Source organism: Kocuria sp. MNB10, from assembly GCF_054073685.1.
The window spans coordinates 2,402,873-2,422,698 of sequence record NZ_CM133411.1 but is presented as its reverse complement, the minus strand read 5'-3'; the positions used below and the strand labels follow the sequence as shown (position 1 = coordinate 2,422,698).

Annotated in this window: 20 protein-coding genes; 6 read left to right on the top strand and 14 right to left on the bottom strand. The window is 67.9% G+C overall.

Features of this window, described 5'->3' with window-relative positions:
- Window positions 1–30 precede the first annotated feature (30 nt).
- Together ACW9PK_RS11025 and ACW9PK_RS11020 are read left to right on the top strand one after the other, a co-directional pair.
- Window positions 31–1,371, top strand: a complete 1,341-nt coding sequence (locus tag ACW9PK_RS11025) for a nicotinate phosphoribosyltransferase (RefSeq protein ID WP_144998125.1) — start codon at window positions 31–33, stop codon at window positions 1,369–1,371.
- A 14-nt stretch (window positions 1,372–1,385) separates the two neighbouring features.
- Entirely contained in the window at window positions 1,386–2,003 is a 618-nt protein-coding gene (locus tag ACW9PK_RS11020) for an isochorismatase family protein (protein WP_457015862.1), read from the top strand.
- A gap of 54 nt (window positions 2,004–2,057) precedes the next feature.
- Here the strand turns inward: ACW9PK_RS11020 and ACW9PK_RS11015 are convergent, their stop codons facing one another.
- Entirely contained in the window at window positions 2,058–3,845 is a 1,788-nt protein-coding gene (locus ACW9PK_RS11015) for a DEAD/DEAH box helicase (protein WP_457015861.1), read from the bottom strand.
- Between ACW9PK_RS11015 and ACW9PK_RS11010 the strand changes: the two genes are divergently transcribed.
- Entirely contained in the window at window positions 3,846–4,025 is a 180-nt protein-coding gene (locus tag ACW9PK_RS11010) for a hypothetical protein (RefSeq protein WP_121544245.1), read from the top strand.
- Window positions 4,026–4,083: 58 nt separating this feature from the next.
- Here ACW9PK_RS11010 and ACW9PK_RS11005 read toward each other — a convergent pair whose 3' ends face one another.
- The 4 genes from ACW9PK_RS11005 to ACW9PK_RS10990 form a co-directional block, all read right to left on the bottom strand.
- Entirely contained in the window at window positions 4,084–4,425 is a 342-nt protein-coding gene (locus ACW9PK_RS11005) for a DUF3039 domain-containing protein (protein ID WP_082943205.1), read from the bottom strand.
- A gap of 33 nt (window positions 4,426–4,458) precedes the next feature.
- Complete coding sequence (locus ACW9PK_RS11000; protein WP_457015859.1) at window positions 4,459–6,204, bottom strand: hypothetical protein; 1,746 nt, start codon at window positions 6,202–6,204, stop codon at window positions 4,459–4,461.
- Complete coding sequence (locus ACW9PK_RS10995; protein ID WP_457015858.1) at window positions 6,186–7,187, bottom strand: ABC transporter ATP-binding protein; 1,002 nt, start codon at window positions 7,185–7,187, stop codon at window positions 6,186–6,188. The genes ACW9PK_RS11000 and ACW9PK_RS10995 overlap by 19 nt, the downstream gene beginning before the upstream one ends.
- 186 nt (window positions 7,188–7,373) lie before the next feature.
- Window positions 7,374–8,333, bottom strand: a complete 960-nt coding sequence (locus tag ACW9PK_RS10990) for a co-chaperone YbbN (protein ID WP_457015857.1) — start codon at window positions 8,331–8,333, stop codon at window positions 7,374–7,376.
- Between the two features lie 150 nt (window positions 8,334–8,483).
- On the opposite strand from ACW9PK_RS10990, the gene ACW9PK_RS10985 reads away from it, so the two are divergent.
- The 3 genes from ACW9PK_RS10985 (at window position 8,484) to ACW9PK_RS10975 (ending at window position 11,056) form a co-directional block, all read left to right on the top strand.
- Window positions 8,484–9,665 (top strand): AI-2E family transporter, encoded by a 1,182-nt coding sequence (locus ACW9PK_RS10985; RefSeq protein ID WP_240919106.1) that lies wholly within the window; start codon window positions 8,484–8,486, stop codon window positions 9,663–9,665.
- 199 nt (window positions 9,666–9,864) lie between these two features.
- A complete protein-coding gene (nucS, locus tag ACW9PK_RS10980) occupies window positions 9,865–10,560 on the top strand; it encodes an endonuclease NucS (RefSeq protein ID WP_368835571.1) in 696 nt (231 codons plus the stop codon).
- A 292-nt stretch (window positions 10,561–10,852) separates the two neighbouring features.
- Entirely contained in the window at window positions 10,853–11,056 is a 204-nt protein-coding gene (locus tag ACW9PK_RS10975) for a cold-shock protein (protein WP_064845714.1), read from the top strand.
- Window positions 11,057–11,318: 262 nt separating this feature from the next.
- Here ACW9PK_RS10975 and murA read toward each other — a convergent pair whose 3' ends face one another.
- The 9 genes from murA to atpB form a co-directional block, all read right to left on the bottom strand.
- Window positions 11,319–12,602, bottom strand: coding sequence for a UDP-N-acetylglucosamine 1-carboxyvinyltransferase (murA, locus tag ACW9PK_RS10970; protein WP_368835572.1), 1,284 nt, complete (start codon window positions 12,600–12,602; stop codon window positions 11,319–11,321).
- 131 nt (window positions 12,603–12,733) lie between these two features.
- Complete coding sequence (locus ACW9PK_RS10965; RefSeq protein WP_064845716.1) at window positions 12,734–13,012, bottom strand: F0F1 ATP synthase subunit epsilon; 279 nt, start codon at window positions 13,010–13,012, stop codon at window positions 12,734–12,736.
- A 2-nt stretch (window positions 13,013–13,014) separates the two neighbouring features.
- Window positions 13,015–14,481 (bottom strand): F0F1 ATP synthase subunit beta, encoded by a 1,467-nt coding sequence (gene atpD, locus ACW9PK_RS10960; RefSeq protein WP_085106342.1) that lies wholly within the window; start codon window positions 14,479–14,481, stop codon window positions 13,015–13,017.
- 42 nt (window positions 14,482–14,523) lie between these two features.
- Window positions 14,524–15,435, bottom strand: coding sequence for a F0F1 ATP synthase subunit gamma (locus tag ACW9PK_RS10955; protein ID WP_457015856.1), 912 nt, complete (start codon window positions 15,433–15,435; stop codon window positions 14,524–14,526).
- A gap of 57 nt (window positions 15,436–15,492) precedes the next feature.
- Window positions 15,493–17,118, bottom strand: a complete 1,626-nt coding sequence (gene atpA, locus ACW9PK_RS10950; protein ID WP_144998104.1) for a F0F1 ATP synthase subunit alpha — start codon at window positions 17,116–17,118, stop codon at window positions 15,493–15,495.
- 169 nt (window positions 17,119–17,287) lie between these two features.
- Window positions 17,288–18,061, bottom strand: a complete 774-nt coding sequence (locus tag ACW9PK_RS10945) for a F0F1 ATP synthase subunit delta (protein WP_240505585.1) — start codon at window positions 18,059–18,061, stop codon at window positions 17,288–17,290.
- A 38-nt stretch (window positions 18,062–18,099) separates the two neighbouring features.
- On the bottom strand, window positions 18,100–18,651 hold the full coding sequence (locus tag ACW9PK_RS10940; protein WP_035964661.1) for a F0F1 ATP synthase subunit B: 552 nt from the start codon (window positions 18,649–18,651) through the stop codon (window positions 18,100–18,102).
- Window positions 18,652–18,700: 49 nt separating this feature from the next.
- Window positions 18,701–18,901 (bottom strand): ATP synthase F0 subunit C, encoded by a 201-nt coding sequence (gene atpE / locus ACW9PK_RS10935; RefSeq protein ID WP_035964663.1) that lies wholly within the window; start codon window positions 18,899–18,901, stop codon window positions 18,701–18,703.
- A gap of 113 nt (window positions 18,902–19,014) precedes the next feature.
- Entirely contained in the window at window positions 19,015–19,806 is a 792-nt protein-coding gene (atpB, locus tag ACW9PK_RS10930; protein ID WP_144930710.1) for a F0F1 ATP synthase subunit A, read from the bottom strand.
- Window positions 19,807–19,826: the final 20 nt, after the last annotated feature.

Sequence of the window (19,826 nt, the reverse complement as noted above, 5' to 3'; positions counted from 1 at the left end):
GCACGACGGACGGCCCACTAGGCTGGCCACGTGAACGAGCACACCTATTCCTGGCACCCGCAGCCCACGTCCTTGCTGACGGACCACTACGAGCTCACCATGTTGCAGGCCGCGCTCCGGGCAGGCACCGCGTCCCGCCGCAGCGTGTTCGAGGTCTTCGCCCGCAGACTCCCCAACGGCCGCCGCTACGGGGTGTTCGCCGGGATGGGCCGGGTGCTCGAGGGGCTCGAGCAGTTCCGATTCACCGACGAGCAGCTGCGGTTCCTGCGGGACACCGCCGTGGTGGACGCCCAGACCGTGGCGTACCTGGAGAACTTCCGTTTCACCGGCCAGATCCGCGGCTACGCCGAGGGCGAGACGTACTTCCCCCACTCGCCGCTGCTGAGCGTGGAGTCCTCGTTCGCCGAGGCGTGCGTCCTGGAGACCTACATCCTCTCCGTCCTGAACTTCGATTCCGCCGTGGCCTCGGCGGCCTCCCGCATGGTGGGTGCCGCGGGAGAGCGCCCGTGCATCGAGATGGGATCGCGCCGCGCCCACGAGCAGGCGGCCGTGGCCGCGGCCCGCGCCGCCGTGGTCGCGGGCTTCGACTCGACCTCCAACCTCGAGGCCGGTTTCCGCTACGGGGTCAAGACCGTGGGCACCGCGGCCCACTCATTCACCCTGCTGCACGACTCCGAGGAGCAGGCGTTCCGCGCCCAACTGGACGCGCTGGGTGTGTCCACGACCCTTCTGGTCGACACGTACGACGTCGAACGGGCCGTCACGCTCGCCGTCGAGATCGCGGGCAAGGACCTCGGGGGCGTACGCCTGGACTCCGGCGACCTCGTGACGCAGGCCACGTCCGTGCGCGCGCTGCTCGACAAGCTCGGCAACTCCAACACCCGGATCACGGTCACCAGCGACCTGGACGAGTACGCGATCGCCGCCCTGCGCGCCGCTCCCGTGGACGCATACGGCGTGGGCACGCGCCTCGTCACGGGCTCGGGTGCCCCCACGTCGTCGATGGTCTACAAGCTCGTCTCGCGCGAGGGCGCCTCGGGTGCCATGGAACCCGTGGCCAAGGCGTCCTCCGGCAAGAAGTCGGTGGGCGGCGAGAAGTACGCGCTGCGCCGTCGTGATCCCAAGGGCGTGGCCACACACGAGATCGTGGGCGTGTCACACATGCCCGAGGACGACGGCGATGACCGCCCCCTGCTCGTGGACTACGTCACCGGCGGCGAGCTGCACGACGGCTACACGGGCCCCGAGGCCGTAACCCGTGCCCGGCAGCGCCACGTCGATTCCGTGGCCGAACTGCCCCGCGCGGCGCGCCGACTCTCCGAGGGCGAGCCCGTGATCCCCACCGTGATCGAACCCGGAACCGCACACTGACCAGGGAGGTAGCCATGCGCACTGCATTGCTGATCGTGGACATCCAGAACGACTTCTGCGAGGGCGGCAGCCTGGCCGTCGAAGGCGGGGCGGCGGTCGCCGCGCAGGTCTCCGAGTACCTCGAGGACCACCACGGCGACTACGTTGCCGTGGCCGCGACCCAGGACTGGCATGTTGACCCCGGGGAGCACTTCAGCGACACCCCCGACTTCGTCACGAGCTGGCCCGTGCACTGCGTCGCGGAGACCACCGGCGCTGACACGCACCCCGATCTCGACACCGAGTACGTCACGGAGTACTTCCGTAAGGGCGCATACGACGCCGCCTACTCCGGTTTCGAGGGCCTGTCCGCCCCGGACGTGGACGTCCCCATGGGGGAATCGGAGGAGGACTCCGACGAAGAACGCGTGAGCCTGGACGACTGGCTGCAGGAACGCGGCGTCGAGGCCGTGGACGTCGTCGGTCTCGCGCTGGACCACTGCGTGCTGGCCACCGCCAAGGACGCCGTGGAGGCCGGCTACGAGACCCGGGTGCTGCTGACGCTCACCGCGCCCGTGGCAGCCGAGTCCGGTGAGCGGGCGGTCGAGGAACTCGAGGCCGCGGGCGCGGAGGTCGTGACCGGCCTGGACTGAACGCCCGCCGCGCCGCCGTGCGGGCCGCGCCGCTTGGCCGCGTCGCCGCGTCGGCTACTTCCGGCCGATGAACCAGCGCTGCAACAGCGCGATCCGTGCGGTCAGCTGGTCCTCGGAGGCCTGGGCCACGGCCGGGCCTCCGCACTTGGTGCGCAATTCGTTGTGGATCACCCCGTGCGGTGTTCCGGTGCGCGCGGACCACGCGGAGACGTTCTTGGACAGCTGCGAGCGCAGGTCCTTCAGGCGGCGGTGATCCGGCACCGCGGGGGTCTGGTGTGCGTCATGGCCGCTCCGACCGTTGCGCTGGGCCGAGCGCGATTGCCGCTCCCGCAGCAGGGCCGAGACCTGGTCCGCGTCGAGCAACCCGGGGATCCCCAGGTATTCGGCTTCCTCCTCGGAACCAACCGCCGCGCCACCGCCGAAGGCGCCGCCATCGAAGAGCACACCGTGGAAGGACGCGTCCGAGTCCAGGGCCTGGAAGTTGCCCTGGGCCAGGGACGACGACGCCTTGTCCTCGCGGTTGGCCTCATCCAGCAGGTCGTCGTCCCAGCCCGTTTCCATGGGCTGGTCGAAGTCCACGACCCCCGGAATGTTCTTGGGCTTGTCCAACGCGTGGTCCCGCTCCTCCTCCATGGAGTTGGCGAGCGCCATGAGCGTGGGCACCGAGGGCAGGAACACGGACGCGGTCTCCCCGCGCTTGCGGGCGCGCACGAAGCGACCCACCGCCTGGGCGAAGAACAGCGGCGTGGAGGTGGACGTGGCGTACACGCCCACGGCCAACCGGGGCACGTCCACGCCCTCGGAGACCATGCGCACCGCGATCATCCAGCGCTTGTCGGATTCGGAGAACTCGTCGATCTTGTTGGACGCGGTCTTGTCGTCCGAGAGCACCACGGTGGGCCGCTCCCCCGTGATGGCGTGCAACTGTTCGGCGTAGGCCTTGGCGTCCTGGTGGTCCGTGGCGATCACGAGCGCCCCGGCGTCCGGGACGGTGCGCCGCACCTGCGTGAGCCGCTGATCGGCGGCGCGCAGCACGGACGGGATCCACTGCCCGTGCGGGTCCAGGGCGGTACGCCACGCGTGGGACGTGATGTCCTTGGTGAACCCCTCCCCGAGCTGGGCGGCCATCTCCTCACCGGCCGAGGTCCGCCAGCGCATCTGACCCGAGTAGGCCATGAAGATCACGGGACGCACCACGTGATCGTGCAGGGCGTCCGCGTACCCGTACGTGTAATCGGCCGTGGACCGGCGGATCCCGTCCCCGTCCTCCTCGTAGCTCACGAACGGGATGGGCGAGGTGTCCGAGCGGAACGGTGTACCCGTAAGGGCGAGCCGGCGGGTCGCGGGTTCGAAGGCCTCGCGCAGCCCGTCGCCCCAGGACAGGGAGTCACCGGCGTGGTGGATCTCGTCCATGATCACGAGCGTGCGCCCGGCCTCGGTGCGCGCGCGATGCAGCAGCGGCTTGTTGGCCACCTGTGCGTAGGTCACGGCCGCGCCCATGTAGCCGCGGCCGTGCTGGCCGTCCGCGTTCTTGAAGTTGGGGTCGATCGCGAGTCCCACGCGCGCCGCGGCGTCGGCCCACTGGCGCTTGAGGTGTTCCGTGGGGGTCACCACGGTCACGCGCTGAACGGTCCCCGCGTCATGCAGCTTCTTGGCCACGGTCAACGCGAAGGTCGTCTTACCCGCACCAGGGGTCGCCACGGCCATGAAATCACGCGGTTGGGCTTGTTCGTAGCGGTGGATCGCCTCCGCCTGCCACGCGCGCAACTTGGGCGCGGTCCCCCACGCCGCCCGGTCCGGATAGGCCGGCGGGAGATCCGCCGCGGCTCCGAAAAGGGACATTTGATCGCTGTCAGACACGTGGTGCTCGTCCTCTCCGCACGCTCGTTGGCGCGCATCCACTCCGGTCCCGTCACACGGATCGGGGGTCTCGCTCGCGCGGACGACGACGCTCGGATCGCCGTCGTACGAGGCACGGACGACGACGCCCGCGCGACCCTGCACGGCAAAGGCGCCCGCTGAGCGCGGGCGCCGCCGGTGGTCCCGCCCGGCGCGGGACCTCACGAGAAGGGAAGGGTGGTCAGTTCTCGGGCTCGTCCTTGCCGGGACGCAGGCCCTGGTAGATCTCCTTGCACTCCGGGCACACGGGGAACTTCTGGGGATCCCGACCCGGGGTCCACACCTTGCCGCACAGGGCGATCACGGGTTCGCCGGACAGTGCCGACTCCATGATCTTCTCCTTCCGGACGTAGTGCGCGAACCGCTCGTGATCACCGGGTTCCTGCAGCTGCCGGGTGTCCTCGCGCTCGATCGTGGAGGTGCCACCCACGGTCTCGGGCTTCGTGCCGAACAGACCGTTGCTGATCACCCGGGAGGAGCGCACGGAAGGATCCGTGAATTCCTGGGCTTCGGTGATTTCCATGTCCCCCACTCTACCCCGCGCACCGGGCCCGGCTCACCGGTAGGCGGCCACCTCCTGGAGCAGTTCGGGCCCGCGCGCGTCCAGCCACTTACCGCCCGAACGCACGCCGATCCACAACACCACGAAGCCTTCCACGAGGCCCACCGCGAGCGCGAGCCAGCACCACACGGCGGCTCCCGTGACGAGGTACACGATCAGCAGGATCCCGGCCGGGAACGCGAGCAGGGCCATCAGACCCATGATCACGAACTGCACCACCAGGTTGAGGATCGTGAACCCCTGGGGTGTCTTCATGGGGGACGCGCCCGGGGGCGGCGTGGGATACGTGTACCGGGCCGAGACGATCGAGACCACGCCGGCGCCACCGAGCAGGATCCCCACGCACACGCCCACCACGGCGGGCAGGGCGTCCCAGCGCTGCACGCCCGCGAGCCAGAGCACGATCGAGAGCAGCACCAGCGGCACGGCCACGATCAGCAGGGCCACCACGCGCCCCAGCCGATCCGCACGCCCGGAGACCGGCGCCAGCACGTGAAGGCTGAACGCGGTGTTGTCGTAGGAGACGTCCGCGGAGATCGCGTACGCCATGAGCAGCGACACGAACAGGGGCAGCGCCCACAGACTGAACCCCGACTCACCCGCGATGAACCAGAAGACCGCCCCGATCGCGGGGATCATGAGCAGCGACGCCGAGTAGCGCGGGTCCTTGAGCCAGTACGTGAGACACCGTGCGGCCACCGCACCCCATTGGTTCGCCGGGAACCGGTCGAACAGACCGACGCCCTCCTGCGGGCGGGACGTCCCCCGGGCGGCTCCGCCGGCGGCGTCGCCGAGGGCGCGGCGCAGACCCGCACGCGTGGCGACCACGAGCAGGAGCAGCGTGACCACGGAAATCACGACACGGGAGAGGGCCGCGAGCCAGTCACCCGACGCGACGTCGCCGGGGACCGCCCAGATCGCACCGAGGGGGGTCCACGCGAGAACTCCCGCCCATGTGGGCAGCAGCTGCCACACCTGGCCCAGGCCGGTCGCAAACAAGGAGATGAGGGGCCCCAGCAGCACAACGAGAACCAGCACGACCATGGAGATGATCTCGTTCGCGCGCCGCCCCTTCGCGAAGTTCGCGCCCAGGGCCGTAACGCAGCGCGAACCGACGAACGCGAGCAGGGCGCCGATGATCGCGCACGGAATTGCCGCAATGAGCGTCACCGTGGAACCGCGCCACGAGAACAGCCAGCCGAGCAGGGCGATCACGGTCAGCACCCCCGGGATCCCGACGACCGCGCCTGCCACCTGGCCGGCCACCAGACCCGTGGTGCTCAGGGGGAACAGGGCGAGCCGGGAAGGGTCCAGCGTGGAGTCGGCCTTGGACGAGACCAGCGGTACGAGCCACCAGCCCACGAGCAGCAGGGAACCCAGCAGGACCGACGCGACCACCACGGTCTCGAGGGCTTCACCCCCGAGCGCGATCAACGCGGTCAGCGCCATCCCCAGGAGGAACAGTGCGTAGAGGCCACCCAGAATCGTGCCCACCAGGATCCACGTGCTGCGGGTCAGGGTGTTGATGAGCACGCGCCATTTCAGCCCGGTCAACCGCCGGGCCTCCTCGAACGCCCCGATGCTGCGCGTGACGGGTTCACCCCCGCCGTGCGAGGGGCGCACGGAGGCGGGAACGGCGGCGTCCGGCGCGACGTCCTGTGCGGGGCCTTCTGCGAATGCGGTGTCGAGGTGGTCGGGAGCCGCGGCGTCGCGCGGGTCGTTCACTCGGGACGCAGCCACTGCAACCCCTTCCCCGCTTCGGTGCGTCCGCCCACCAAGGACACGAACCGGTCCTCGAGGGACATGCCGGCGCACACCTCGTTCATGGTCCCCTGCGCGAGGACACGGCCTTGGTCCATCACGGCCACGTGATCGCACATGCGCTGCACAAGGTCCATCACGTGGCTCGAGACCACTACGGTGCCGCCCGAATTCGTGTACTGGTGCAGCAGCGATCGGATGTTCGCGGCGGAGACCGGGTCCACCGACTCGAACGGCTCGTCCAGCACGAGCAGGCTCGGTGCGTGGATCATGGCCGCGGCCAGGGCGATCTTCTTCGTCATACCCGCGGAGTAGTCCTGCACCTGGCGCCCCGCTGCGTCCTGCAGGTCCATGGCCACGATGAGGTCCTCGGTCCGTTGCGCGACGAGCTCGCGGTCCATCCCGCGCAGCAGACCCGAGTAGGTCACGAGCTGGCGTCCCGTGAGCCGGTCGAACAGGTGGGCGCCGTCGGGCAGCACACCCATGCGTCGCTTGGCGGTCACGGGATCACGCCACACGTCCACGAGCTCGTCGCGGCTTCCCCCGCCCACGAGCACCGAGCCCGCGGAGGGACGCAGCAAGCCCGTGGCCATGGACAGCGTGGTCGTCTTGCCGGCGCCGTTGCGCCCTACGAGGCCGTAGAAGGAGCCCCGCGGCACCGTGAGGTTCACATGATCCGCGGCGGGTCGGCCGGACTGGCCGTAGAACTTGGTGAGGTCCCGCACGGCGAGCGCGGGCGTCCCCGTGCCGGAGTGCAGCGCGGGGTCTCGGGGCGCGTACTGCGTGGTGGCATGGGGCGCCGCATACCGCTGGGCGGCCTCAGGGGGTGCCGCATGCTCAGAGGGCGCCGCGTGCCGGGGTGCTCCCTGCTGCTCGGTCGAGGGGTCGTTCGCCACGGGTCCCCCGGCACCGGGGGCGGGCTCGCGGCGCGGGGTCGTGGGTCCGTTCACTGGGCTACTCATGTCACCAATGTACTGAGTGACCCGCGTGGCATGGCGGATTCACCGGACCTCATCGCTGTCGACCCGAGGATCCCGCCAACCCCTCACCGGGGCCGCTGAACGACGCCCGTCCGGGGCCGCGCGTCGCCGCAAGGCCCACCGCCCGTACCGGTCGACTTCAGCCGCAGCCCGGACATCAGCGACAGCCTAAAAGAGCGCCCGCATCAACTGGGCGCGCGCGGCCACCACGCGGGTATCCTCCGCGCCGACAACGTCGAAGAGGTCCACGAGGCGCGCCCGCGCGGCATCCTTGTCGTCCCCGGCCGTGGTGCGCACGAGGTTGAGCAGGCGCCGGAACGCGTCCTCCACGTGCCCACCGGAGAGGTCCAGGTCCGCGACGTCCAGAGCGGCCTGCACGTTCGTGGGATCAGCGGCCGCGGCTTCCCGCACGGCGGCCGCGTCCATCGCGCTCACGCGCTGCAAGAGGTGCACCTGGGCGAGTGCGAGCTTGGCGTCGTGGTCACCCGGGTTCTCCGCGAGCGCCTTGTTGTAACTGGCCTCCGCGCCGGCCAGGTCCCCGGCCTCGAGTTTGTCCAGGGCCTCCTGGTGCAGCGGGGGCAGGGGTTTGGGCTCGTTCGCCGCGACCGGTTCGGCCGTCCCCGTGACGCCGTTTTGCTGCGCGAGGCTTACGAGCTCGGTCAGCAGCTCACGCAACTGCTGTTCCGAGACCGTGGAGTTCACGAGCGGCACCACGCGCCCACCGAGCAATGCGAGCACGGTGGGAACGGTCTGCGCCTGGAACGCCTGCGCGATCTGCGGTTCCGCGGCGGCGTCCACGGTCCCCAGCATGAGCCGACCCCGGAACTCGTCCACGACCCGCCCGACCACGTCCACGAACGTCTCCGACTCCGGGCTCTGGGGCGCGTGCAGCACCACGACCACAGGGTACGTCGCGGAAGCCTCGGCGTAGCGCTGGAAGTTCGCGGTGGTCAGCTCCACGCGGTAGCTACCGGCGCCCGCGGACGCCGCCGCGGCGTCGTCGTTCGGGGCACCCGTCCGGGCACCGCCCGACGCGCCGAGATCCACGGCACCGCGCACGGACGCAGGAACCGCTTGCTCTTCCCGTGGGGGCTGCTGGTCCGGGGTGGAACGGGGGAATTCGCTCATGGGAACCTCCTTCGACGGCGAGTCCGCGACATGCGACGCGGACTCGATCGTGCGCCCTGTTCCCGGGCGCACGGACGGGTGTCTTTTGCTCCCATTATGTGCACCGGGAACGCTGGAAGTCCCGGCGGCCCGGCGTTGTACGCTTCCGGCGTGAGCACATCCCCAGGAGCGCAGGGTCGGCCCCCCGCGCGTTTCCGTCCGACCCGCCACCGCTTCGAGGTGCCGCCCGAACCCGCTGCGGGTGGAGAGCCCGTGCGGCGTGCGCCGTGGGACCACCCCGTGAACACGCGGACGCATCCCATCCAGACGGGCTTCCTGCTCACCGTGGGCGTGGGGATCGCGCTGCTGGGCTACTACGTGCTGACCAACGTGGGCGGACTCGTGGGGTGGATCGTCATGGCCGCGTTCATCTGTCTGGGGATGGATCCCCTGGTCCGCCGGCTCGAGACCAAGGGGTTGCCCCGCGCGGTGGCCGCCGGGGTGGTGATCCTGGCCCTGGCCCTGGTGATCACCGCGTTCATCATGGTCGTGGTCCCCCGCATGATCGAGCAGGCCCAGCAACTCGTGGCCCGCGCCCCCGAGCTCGTGACCGAGTTCATGAACTCCGAGTTGTTCCAGGGCCTGGACGACCGCTTCGACATCGCCGCGTCCGTGCAACACACCACCGGGGCCTTCCAGGATCGCCTTGCCACGGACGAGAACCTGCTGGGCGGGATGTTCGGTTCGGTCGTGAGCGTGAGCGGCGTGGTGATCAATGCAGTGACCGGGACGCTCATCGTCATGGCGCTGAGCCTGTACTTCCTCTTCTCGCTGCCCACGATCAAGGCCTGGTGCTATCGCCTGGCCCCCGCGAGCAAGCGCGCCCGGGTCAAGCACCTGGGCGACCAGATGACCAAGGGCGTGGGCAACTACGTCATGGGTCAGGCGTGCGTGGCACTGCTCAACGCGCTCGTCGCGTTCATCCTCATGAACGTCACGGGGGTCCCCTACGCCACACTGCTGGTCCTGTTCGTCGCGCTGCTCGCGTTCATCCCCCTGGTGGGTGGCGTGCTCGCCGGCATCCTCGTGACGCTCATGGCCACGCTCGGCGGGTGGGACACCGCGATCCCGTTTGCCTTGTGCTACTTCGCGTACCTCCAGCTCGAGGCCTACGTGGTCTCGCCCAGGATCATGGCCCGCGCGGTGGCCGTTCCCGGCGCGGTCGCGGTGATCGCGGTGGCCGCCGGCGGTGCGCTGTGGGGCATCCTCGGTGCACTCATCGCCATCCCCACCGCGGCCGCGGGACTGCTGCTGGTGCGCGAGGTCTTCGTCCCGCGCCAGGACGCGCGCTGACGGCGGCGACGCCGCTGTACCCCGCCGCGCCGCGTTGTCGCCCGTGCAGGTGGGGGCGCGTCGTCGTCCGAGCAGGCAGGTGCGGGCCGTCGTCCGCGGCGGCAGCTCCGTGCCGTTGCCGCCCATGCCGACGCGCGGCGTCGTCGCCGGTGCACAAGAGCGCGTGAGCCGGGGGCAGCCGGACCGCTAGGCTGTCCTGGTGCGTTTAGTGATTGCAGACTGCTCGGTCCGGTACGAAGGGCGCTTGAACGCGCACCTGCCCCTGGCTCGTCGGCTCATTATGCTCAAGGCGGACGGCTCGGTGCTGATCCACTCCGACGGCGGATCCTACAAACCGCTGAATTGGATGAGCCCGCCCGCCACGATGCACGTGCGCGAACCCTCCGACGAGCTTGCCGCGGACGGTGTGAGCGAGGTGTGGGAGGTCCAGGCGGGCAAGTCCGACGACCGGCTGATCATCCACATCATGACCGTCCACTCCCAGCTCACCCACGACCTCGGCACGGACCCCGGATTGGTCAAGGACGGTGTGGAGGCCGATCTGCAGCGGTTGCTCGCGGAGCAGATCACCCTGCTCGGGGACGGGTTCTCCCTGGTGCGTCGCGAGTACCCCACGAGCATCGGCCCCGTGGACATCCTCGCGCGGGACGCCGGCGGGGCCACGGTGGCCGTGGAGCTCAAGCGCCGCGGTGACATCGACGGCGTGGAGCAGCTGACCCGCTACCTCGAACTGCTCAACCGCGATCCCCTGTTGAGCCCCGTGCGAGGTGTCTACGCGGCCCAGCAGATCAAACCGCAGGCCCGTGTCCTCGCGCACGACCGCGGCATCGAGTGCCTGACCCTGGACTACGACGAGATGCGCGGCAACGTGGACACCCAGTCCCGCCTCTTCTGATCAGCCCCCTATGTCGGAACCCGTCTACGGATCGCGTGGGAGGAAACCGGTCATATTCTCGGACCTCGTAGTAAATCACCTGATGCCGATTGACCCTGGGGCGGCAGTGTGTGATGCTTGAGGTGTTCTCGCATCATGTTTGACATGCTCGCAGGAATGGTAGCGAGCGTGAAGTTCTGACTGGCGCTGTGGCACAACATCTTGTGAGCCGCATCCACAGCCTTCTCGCGGTACCGGTTCAGGTGCACAATCGTGTGCACGCACTACATACTCCAGAAGGAGATGCCCCATTATGGCTCAGGGCACCGTTAAGTGGTTCAACGCAGAGAAGGGCTTCGGCTTCATCACGCCGGACGACGCTGATGGCGACGTCTTCGTGCACTACAGCGAAATCCAGTCGGGCGGCTTCCGCACCCTCGAAGAGAACCAGCGCGTCGAGTTCGAGATCGGTCAGGGCCAGAAGGGCCCGCAGGCCACCGGCGTGAACGTCATCTGACATTCCCCGGACGAAACCCCCGTCGCCTTTCGAGGTGGCGGGGGTTTTCTCGTGCCCGCTGTGACGCGAGCGAGTCGCGGGGCCGGGTGAGCTGAGGGGCAGATGCCGGAACGCACGGGACGTTCGTACGCCGCGGCAATCCCACTCCACAGAATGTCAAGTGGAGCAGAAGCAGCTCAGCGCGCCAAAATCTGCTTTTGCTAAGTAGGAGCAGGGGTGGGGGTGGGCGCGGTGGGTTATCCGAGGAGCGCCGCGGGGGCGGTCAGTTCCAACTGCGCGCCATGCGGCGCTGCACCTTGGCTCCCGCTCCGGCCAGATGGTCCACGAAGTGCTCGTAGCCGCGGTCGATGTGCCCCACCCCGGAGACCTCGGTGACCCCGTGGGCCGCCATCCCCGCGATCACGAGAGCCGCGCCGGCCCGGATGTCCATGGCTTCCACGGGAGCACCCGACAGCTTGTTCGACGGGACGCCGTCCACCCGGGCGTGATGCCCGTCCAGGCGCACACGCGCACCGAGCCGCTCAAGCTCCGCGGTGAATCCCCACCGGGCCTCGAACACGTTCTCCGTGATGATCCCACTACCCTCGGCCACCGCGTTGAGCGCCACCACGAACGGTTGCAGATCCGTGGGGAACCCCGGATAGGGCAGGGTCGAGACGTTGATGGCCTTGGGCCGCTCGGGACCGCGCACCACGAACCGCCCATCGGCGGTGTTGATCTCGCAACCCGCGCAGCGCAGCTTGGCCAGCACCACGTCCAGGTGTTCCGGTTCCGCGCCCACGATCTCCACGCGACCGCCCGTGACCGCGGCGGCAAAGGCCCACGTCCCGGCCACGATACGGTCCGGGACCGTGCGGTGTGTGACCGGGTGCAGCCGCGGGACCCCCTCGACCATGATCGTGGTGGAACCGAGCCCCTCGATCCGTGCACCCATGGCCTGCAGCATCCGGCCGATGTCCACGATCTCCGGTTCGCGGGCCACGTTGTCCAGCACCGTGACGCCCCGGGCGGTCGTGGCCGCGGTCATCAGGTTCTCGGTGGCCCCCACGGAGGGGTAGTCCAGTCGATAGGCCGCACCCGTCAGACCGTCCGGTGCACTAGCTCGCAGGAACCCGCGTTCGATGGTCAACCGGGCCCCCATGGCCTCGAGTCCCGCGCGATGCATATCCAGGCCCCGGGTTCCGATCGCGTCCCCGCCCGGCAGGGCGACCTCGGCCTGGAGACAGCGCGCCATGAGCGGGCCCAGCACGGAGATGGACGCCCGCATGGCCCGCACGAGGTCGTAGTCGGCCTGGTGACCGAGCTCCTCCGGGACGTCGATGGTCACGGTGTGCGCCGAGGGCTCGTACGAGACCTCGCACCCGAGCCGGCGCAACAGCTCCGCCATGATCGTGACGTCCTGGATCTCGGGGACGTTGGTGATCGTGGAATGGCCCGTGGCGAGCAGCGCCGCAGCCATGAGCTTGAGCACACTGTTCTTGGCGCCGTACACGGGCAGCTCACCGTTGACCTTCGTGGGCCCGTGTACTTCGATCTTCTCTTCCATGCATTCTCCTCGATCACGAGTACGGGACAGTCCGCCGCGACACCTGGGCCGGCGCACCACGGTACGCGAACGACGTCGACCCCCGCACCCGAAGGCACGAGGGTCGACGTCGACGGGTCACGCGATACCGCTCAGGCGGAACGCGCCTCCGAATCCAGGGAGACCTCGTCCGCAACCACCGTGACACGGTTGTTGTCCACGGAGACGAACCCGGAGTCGATGCTGCCCACGAGACGGTCGCCGTCCACACGGTCGATGGCGAACTCCCCCGGCTTGAGCAGCCCCGCCATGGACTCGTGTCCCGGCATGATGCCGATGTCGCCCTCGGTGGTGCGTACCCGCACGAGGCGCGCGGTACCCGTCCAGATCTTGCGATCCAGGGCGACGATTTCCACGATGAGTTCGGCCATGATTACTTCTCGCCCGTCTCGGCCTTGATCTCGTCCCAGCGCCGCATGACGTCATCCAGGCCGCCGACGTTGTAGAACGCCTGCTCGGGGACGTTGTCCAGCTCGCCGTCGCAAATCTTGCCGAAGGCCTCGACGGTCTCCTCGAGGGGAACCGTGGAGCCCTCCACGCCGGTGAACTGCTTGGCGGTGTAGGTGTTCTGGGACAGGAACTGCTCGATGCGGCGGGCGCGGGAGACCACGACCTTCTGCTCCTCGGAGAGTTCTTCGACACCGAGGATCGCGATGATGTCCTGCAGTTCTTTGTTCTCCTGCAGGATCCCCTTGACACGGGTGGCCACGTCGTAGTGGGTCTGGCCCACGTACTGCGGGTCCAGGATGCGGGAGGTCGAGGACAGCGGGTCGATCGCGGGGTACAGACCACGCGAGGCGATCTCACGCGAGAGCTCGGTGGTCGCGTCCAGGTGCGCGAACGTGGTCGCGGGAGCCGGGTCGGTGTAGTCGTCAGCGGGCACGTAGATGGCCTGCATGGACGTGATGGAGTGACCACGGGTCGAGGTGATGCGCTCCTGGAGCACACCCATCTCGTCCGCGAGGGTGGGCTGGTAGCCCACGGCGGAGGGGATGCGGCCCAGCAGCGTAGAGACCTCGGAACCGGCCTGCGTGAACCGGAAGATGTTGTCGATGAACAACAGCACGTCCTGGTTCTGCACGTCGCGGAAGTACTCCGCCATGGTCAGACCGGTCAGGGCCACGCGCAGACGCGTTCCGGGCGGCTCGTCCATCTGGCCGAACACGAGGGCGGTGTCCTTGAGAACGCCCGCCTCCTCCATCTCGACCCACAGGTCGTTGCCCTCACGGGTACGCTCACCAACGCCGGCGAACACGGAGGTACCGCCGAAGTTGCGGGCCACACGCGTGATCATCTCCTGGATCAGCACGGTCTTGCCCACCCCCGCACCGCCGAAGAGGCCGATCTTACCGCCCTTGATGTAGGGGGTCAGCAGGTCGATGGACTTGATGCCCGTTTCCATCATCTCGGTGCTGCCCTCGAGCTCCGCGAAGGACGGGGCCTTGCGGTGGATGGGCCAGCGCTCCTTGATGTCCAGCTCGGAGGTGGGCAGGTCCAGCGCGTCACCGAGTACGTTGAAGATGTGGCCCTTGACCACGTCACCCACGGGCACGGAGATGGGGGCGCCCGTGTCCTGCACGGGGGTCCCGCGCACCAGACCGTCGGTCTGCTGCAGGGAGATCGCGCGCACCACGTTGGTGCCCAGGTGCTGTGCCGTCTCGAAGGTGATCCGGCGGGGCTGACCGTTGAACTCGTAGTCCGCGGTCAGCGCGTTGTAGAGGTCGGGGACCTGGTTCTCGGGGAACTCGACGTCGACCACGGGCCCGATCACCCGGGCGATGCGGCCGGTGGCACCTTCCGAGACCGGCTGGGTGGCCTGGTCGTTGATTGTGGCAGTCATTTCTCTCACTTCGTTTCGGCTGGCAAGGGCGGGCAGCGCGGGCTACAGTGCCTCGGCGCCACTGACGATTTCGGTCAACTCGGTGGTGATCTCGGCCTGGCGGGCGTTGTTCATCAAGCGCGTGTACTTCTTGATGAGCTCGGTCGCGTTGTCCCCGGCGGCCTTCATGGCGCGCTGGCGGGATGCGAGCTCGCTCGACGCCGCGTGGCACAGGGCGGAGTAGATCCGCGCCTTCACGTACCGGGGCAGGATCTGGTTGAAGAGCTCCTCCGCGTTCGGCTCGAACTCGAAGTTGTTCTGCGTCTCCTCGAGGGCCTCGTAACGCTCGGAGATCTCGTCCCCGAGGTCGTTCGCGTCCACGACCTCCAGGGGCAGCAGGCGCAACACCCGCGGCTCCTGGTTCACCATGGAGTTGAACTGCGTGTACACGAGCAGCACCTCGTCCACGCCACCGTCCTCGTACGGGGCGTTGATGTCGCGCATCAATTGGTCCGTGAGTTCCTCGGCGCGCTCGGTCGTGGCGTTGTCCGTGTTGCCCGTCCAGAATTCGTCGTAGTCACGGTGCCGGAAGTCGAAGTACGCCTTGGCCTTGCGGCCCACGAGGTACACGCGTGCTTCCTTGCCCTGCGAACCCAACAGCTCGAGCAACTCCTCCGTGCGCTTGAGCACGTTGGAGGAGTAGGACCCCGCGAGCCCGCGGTCCGACGTGAACACCAGGACGGCCGAACGCCGCACATCGTCGGGGACGGTGGTCAGGGGGTGGGAGATGTTGTGCTGCGTGGCGATCTGGGAGACCGCGCGGGTCAGCGCATTGGCGTACGGGTACGCGGCTTCGAGACTCTGACGGGACTTGTTGATGCGCGAGGTCGCGATCATCTCCATCGCCTTGAAGATCTTCTTCATCGACGACGTGGACGCGATCTTCTGTCGGTAGACCCGAATCTGCGCTCCCATGAAATTTCCTTTCGGCACCGCCGTGGTGCGCCGGATCCCGGCGCACCACGAGAACGGTTACTTCTTGACGATCGTTTCCTGGTTCACAGCGGTCGCGCCCAGGGACTCGTGCTCCTCGACCCCGGCCTCGATCCCGTGCTTGGAACCGTGGAAGTCCCGCTTGACCTCGGCCACGGCCGTCTTGAGCGCCTCGACCGCGTCGTCCTCGAGCTTGCCCGTGGAGTTGATCGAGTCCATCACGTTGGTCGTGCGCCGTACCTGGTCCAGCAGCGCGCGCTCGAAGTCCGCGACGTTGGCGACGTCGACGTCGTCGAGCTGGCCCGTGGTACCGGCCCAGATGGACACGACCTGGTCCGCGACGGGGTACGGCGTGTACTGGGGCTGCTTGAGCAGCTCCATGAGCCGCTCACCGCGGGTCAGCTGCTGACGGGACGCGGCGTCCAGGTCCGAGGCGAACATGGCGAACGCCTGCATGGAACGATAGGACGCGAGGTCCAGCTTCAGCGTGCCGGAGACCTTCTTCATGGCCTTGACCTGCGCGGCACCGCCCACGCGGGACACCGAGATGCCCACGTCCACAGCGGGACGCTGGTTGGCGTTGAACAGGTCCGACTGCAGGAAGATCTGGCCGTCGGTGATGGAGATGACGTTGGTCGGGATGAACGCCGAGACGTCGTTCGCCTTGGTCTCGATGATCGGCAGACCGGTCATGGAGCCCGCGCCCAGCTCGTCGGAGAGCTTGGCGCAACGCTCGAGCAGACGGGAGTGCAGGTAGAAGACATCACCCGGGTACGCTTCACGTCCCGGCGGGCGGCGCAGCAGCAGCGACACCGCACGGTAGGCCTCGGCCTGCTTGGAGAGGTCGTCGAAGACGATGAGCACGTGCTTGCCGCCGTACATCCAGTGCTGACCGATCGCGGAACCCGAGTAGGGGGCCAGGTACTTCAGACCGGCGGACTCGGACGCGGGAGCGGCCACGATCGTGGTGTACTCCAGGGCGCCGTTGTCCTCGAGGGTCTGGCGCACCGCGGCGATCGTGGAGGCCTTCTGACCGATGGCCACGTAGATGCAGCGCACCTGCTTGTCCACGTCACCGGACTCCCAGTTGGAGCGCTGGTTCAGGATGGCGTCCACGGCGATTGCGGTCTTACCGGTCTGACGGTCACCGATGATCAGCTGACGCTGGCCACGCCCGATCGGGATCATGGCGTCGATGGCCTTCATGCCGGTCTGCAGCGGCTCGTGCACCGACTTACGCATGGTCACGCCCGGAGCCTGCAGCTCCAGTTCGCGGCGACCCTCGGTGGCGATGGGTCCGAGATCGTCCAGGGGCTCGCCCAGGGGGTCCACGACGCGGCCGAGGTAGCCCTCGCCCACGGGCACCGACAACACCTCGCCGGTGCGGTGCACCTCCTGGCCTTCCTCGATGCCCTGGAAGTCACCGAGCACCACGACGCCGATGTCGCGGGTGTCGAGGTTCAGGGCCAGGCCCAGCACCCCGTTCTCGAACTTGAGCAACTCGTTCGCCATGACGGAGGGCAGGCCCTCCACATGCGCGATACCGTCCGCGGCGGACGACACGCGTCCGACTTCTACTCGTTCCATATTGCCGGGATCGTAGGACGCCGCGAACTCATTCAGCGCACTACGGACCTCATCGGCATTGATGGTCACATCGGCCATCTACTGTCCCTGCTCTCTACGTCTTGTGATCATCGCTCGAGCCATGACCACGGTTGTACTTGTCGCGATGCGTTGCCCCATCGCCGTGCGGCCGCCTCAGCGGTCGGGGGGCAACGTGACGAGATGCCGGCATCGACCGACTCCCCGCGATCCCCGCTGCGCGCGGGGATCAGGCTGCGATCCGCTGCTGCAACTGTTCCAGCCGGTGGGTCACCGATCCGTCGATGACCTCCTCGCCCACCTGCACCCGCAGGCCACCCACCAACGACGGGTCCACCTCCGTGGTGAGCTTCAGGTCCCGTCCGTACAGCCGGTTCAGACCCTGGCGCAGTTTCTCCGTCTGGTCCTCCCGGAGGGGACGAGCCGTGGTGATCCGCGCGATCCAGCGCTGCTGACGGTCCGCGACCCACTCGGCAAAGTGCCCGAGCAGGCGACCGGGTAGTGCGCCCCGGGGTTCGCTCACCGCGCGTTCGATCAGCAAGGAGACCTCCTCCGAGCTCGTCGTCATGAGACGACGGGCCAGGGTGACCTTGGCCTGCGCGCTCGCGCGCGAGTCCGAGAACGCGTTCTGCACCTCGGTGGAGTGTTCCAGTACGGACTTGAACCGGATCAGTTCGTCCACGAGGGTCTCGAGCGCGTTCACGCCGCCGCGGTTCTCGGCGGACGCGGCCGCGAACAACACGGCCGTGCGTTCGATCCCGTCACCCAGCTGGCGCTCGGTGGCGCTGCGCTGGGACGCGAGTTCGGCGACGACGTCCACGGCCACCTCGTGCGCGCGGCCGTCGAGCAGCGTGTGCACGAACCGGGCGCGGTTCTCTGCGGGCCGGGAGGGATCCGTGAGAGCGCGGCGCAGTGCGCCGTTCTCGTCCACGATGTCCAGGATCTCGAACAACTGGTGTGCGATCTCGGGACTCGCGGCAGATGCCCAGCGGTCAACGTCCACGGAGAGCGGACGATAGGGTTCGTTCGATGCTTCTGCCATTACCGTGCAGCTCCCGTGCGACCTTGCTCGGCCTCGAGATCAGCCAGGAAACGATCGACCACGCGGTTGGCGCGATCGTCGTCGTTCAAGGACTCCCCGACGATCTTGGACGCGAGCTGTGTTGCCAAAGTGCCGACCTCGTCACGCAGTGAGACCACAGCGGCCGCACGCTCGGCCTCGATGGCCTTGTGGGCGTTCTCGGTGATCCGCGCGGATTCGAGGTTGGCGCGATCCTTGAAGTCCGCCAGGATCTTCTCGCCCTCGGAGCGAGCTTCCTCACGAATCTTCTGGGCCTCGAGCCGGGCACTTTCGAGCTGCTGGTTGTACTCGTCGCGAGCGGCCTTCGCCTCGGCCTGAGCAGCCTTGGCCTTGGCCAGTCCACCCTCGATGGCGTCAGCGCGGTCCCTGAAGACCTTCTCGAACGCCGGGACGATGAACTTGTACGCGATGAAGAGCAGAATTGCGAACCCCACAAAGGTAATCAGCATTTCCCAGCCGTTGGGGAACAGAGGGCTCTGCCCCTCTTCAGCTGCCAACACCATTGCGTTCATGAGCGCGATTCCTGTTCTCTAGTTAGGGCGAGTGCGAAAGGGAGAGCCCTTAGAGCAGCGCCAGGACGAAGCCCAGAATGGCGAGCGCCTCGACCACGGCGAAGCCCATGAACAGCATGGGCTGGATCACGCGCTGGGACTCGGGCTGACGGGCCACGGACTGCATGTAAGCCGCGAAGATGAGACCCACACCGATGCCACCGCCGATGGCAGCGAGACCGTAGCCAATAACGCTGAGCGAACCTTCCATTATGGATATTTCCTTTCTGGGTGCCCGCTGGAGCGGGCCGTGGTGCCATTACGGGAAACCGTGAATGGTCGATGGTCACGTGAGCGGCCCGGAGGTCGCGCTCCTTCGTGGGGCTAGTGCCCCTCCTGCAGTGCGCCCTGTACGTACACGGCGAACAGCAGGGTGAAGATGTAGGCCTGAAGGATCTGGATCAGAACCTCCAGGAAGTAGATGAACAGTCCGAGGACCAGACCGAAGATCGAACCGCCGATGCCCAGGGCGCCGCCCACCTCGGTGGCGAGGTACGCCATGAAGGCCGCCGCGACCATGATGGCCATGTGGCCGGCGAACATGGTGGCGAACACACGCAGTGCGTGGGTCACGGGGCGGATGATCATGTTCGAGAGGAACTCGAGCGGGATCAGGATGAGGTACAGGACCTTGGGGACGTTCGGCGGCATGGTCATCTTGGCCATGAAGTGGCCCAGACCGTGGCGCTTGATGCCGACCCCGACCCACACGACGTAGGCGATTGCCGCGAAGACGTACGCGGTGCCGGGGTGCGAGAACGTGGGCAGCTGAAGGACGGGGATGGACCCGAAGAGGTTGTTCACCAGGATAAAGAAGAAGAAGGTGAACAGCAGGGGCACGAACGGGCGGAAGTCCTTCTCGCCGATGATGTCGCGACCCAGGTGGTTACGCACGAGCCCGTAGCCCATCTCACCCAGGTACTGGCCCTTGGTGGGGACCAGCGCTCGCCGCCGCACCACGTACATGAAGAACGCGGCGATCAGAACGACCGACAACAGGATCAGCAACGAGTGCTTACCGAGGGCGAAGGAACCCACTTCGAAGAACGGGGGCAGATGCGCATCTTCCGTGGTCGGGGCCACGAATTCGGCCGGAATCCTCAGGGCGGGGTTCAATACGGGTCCTTTCTGCGGTA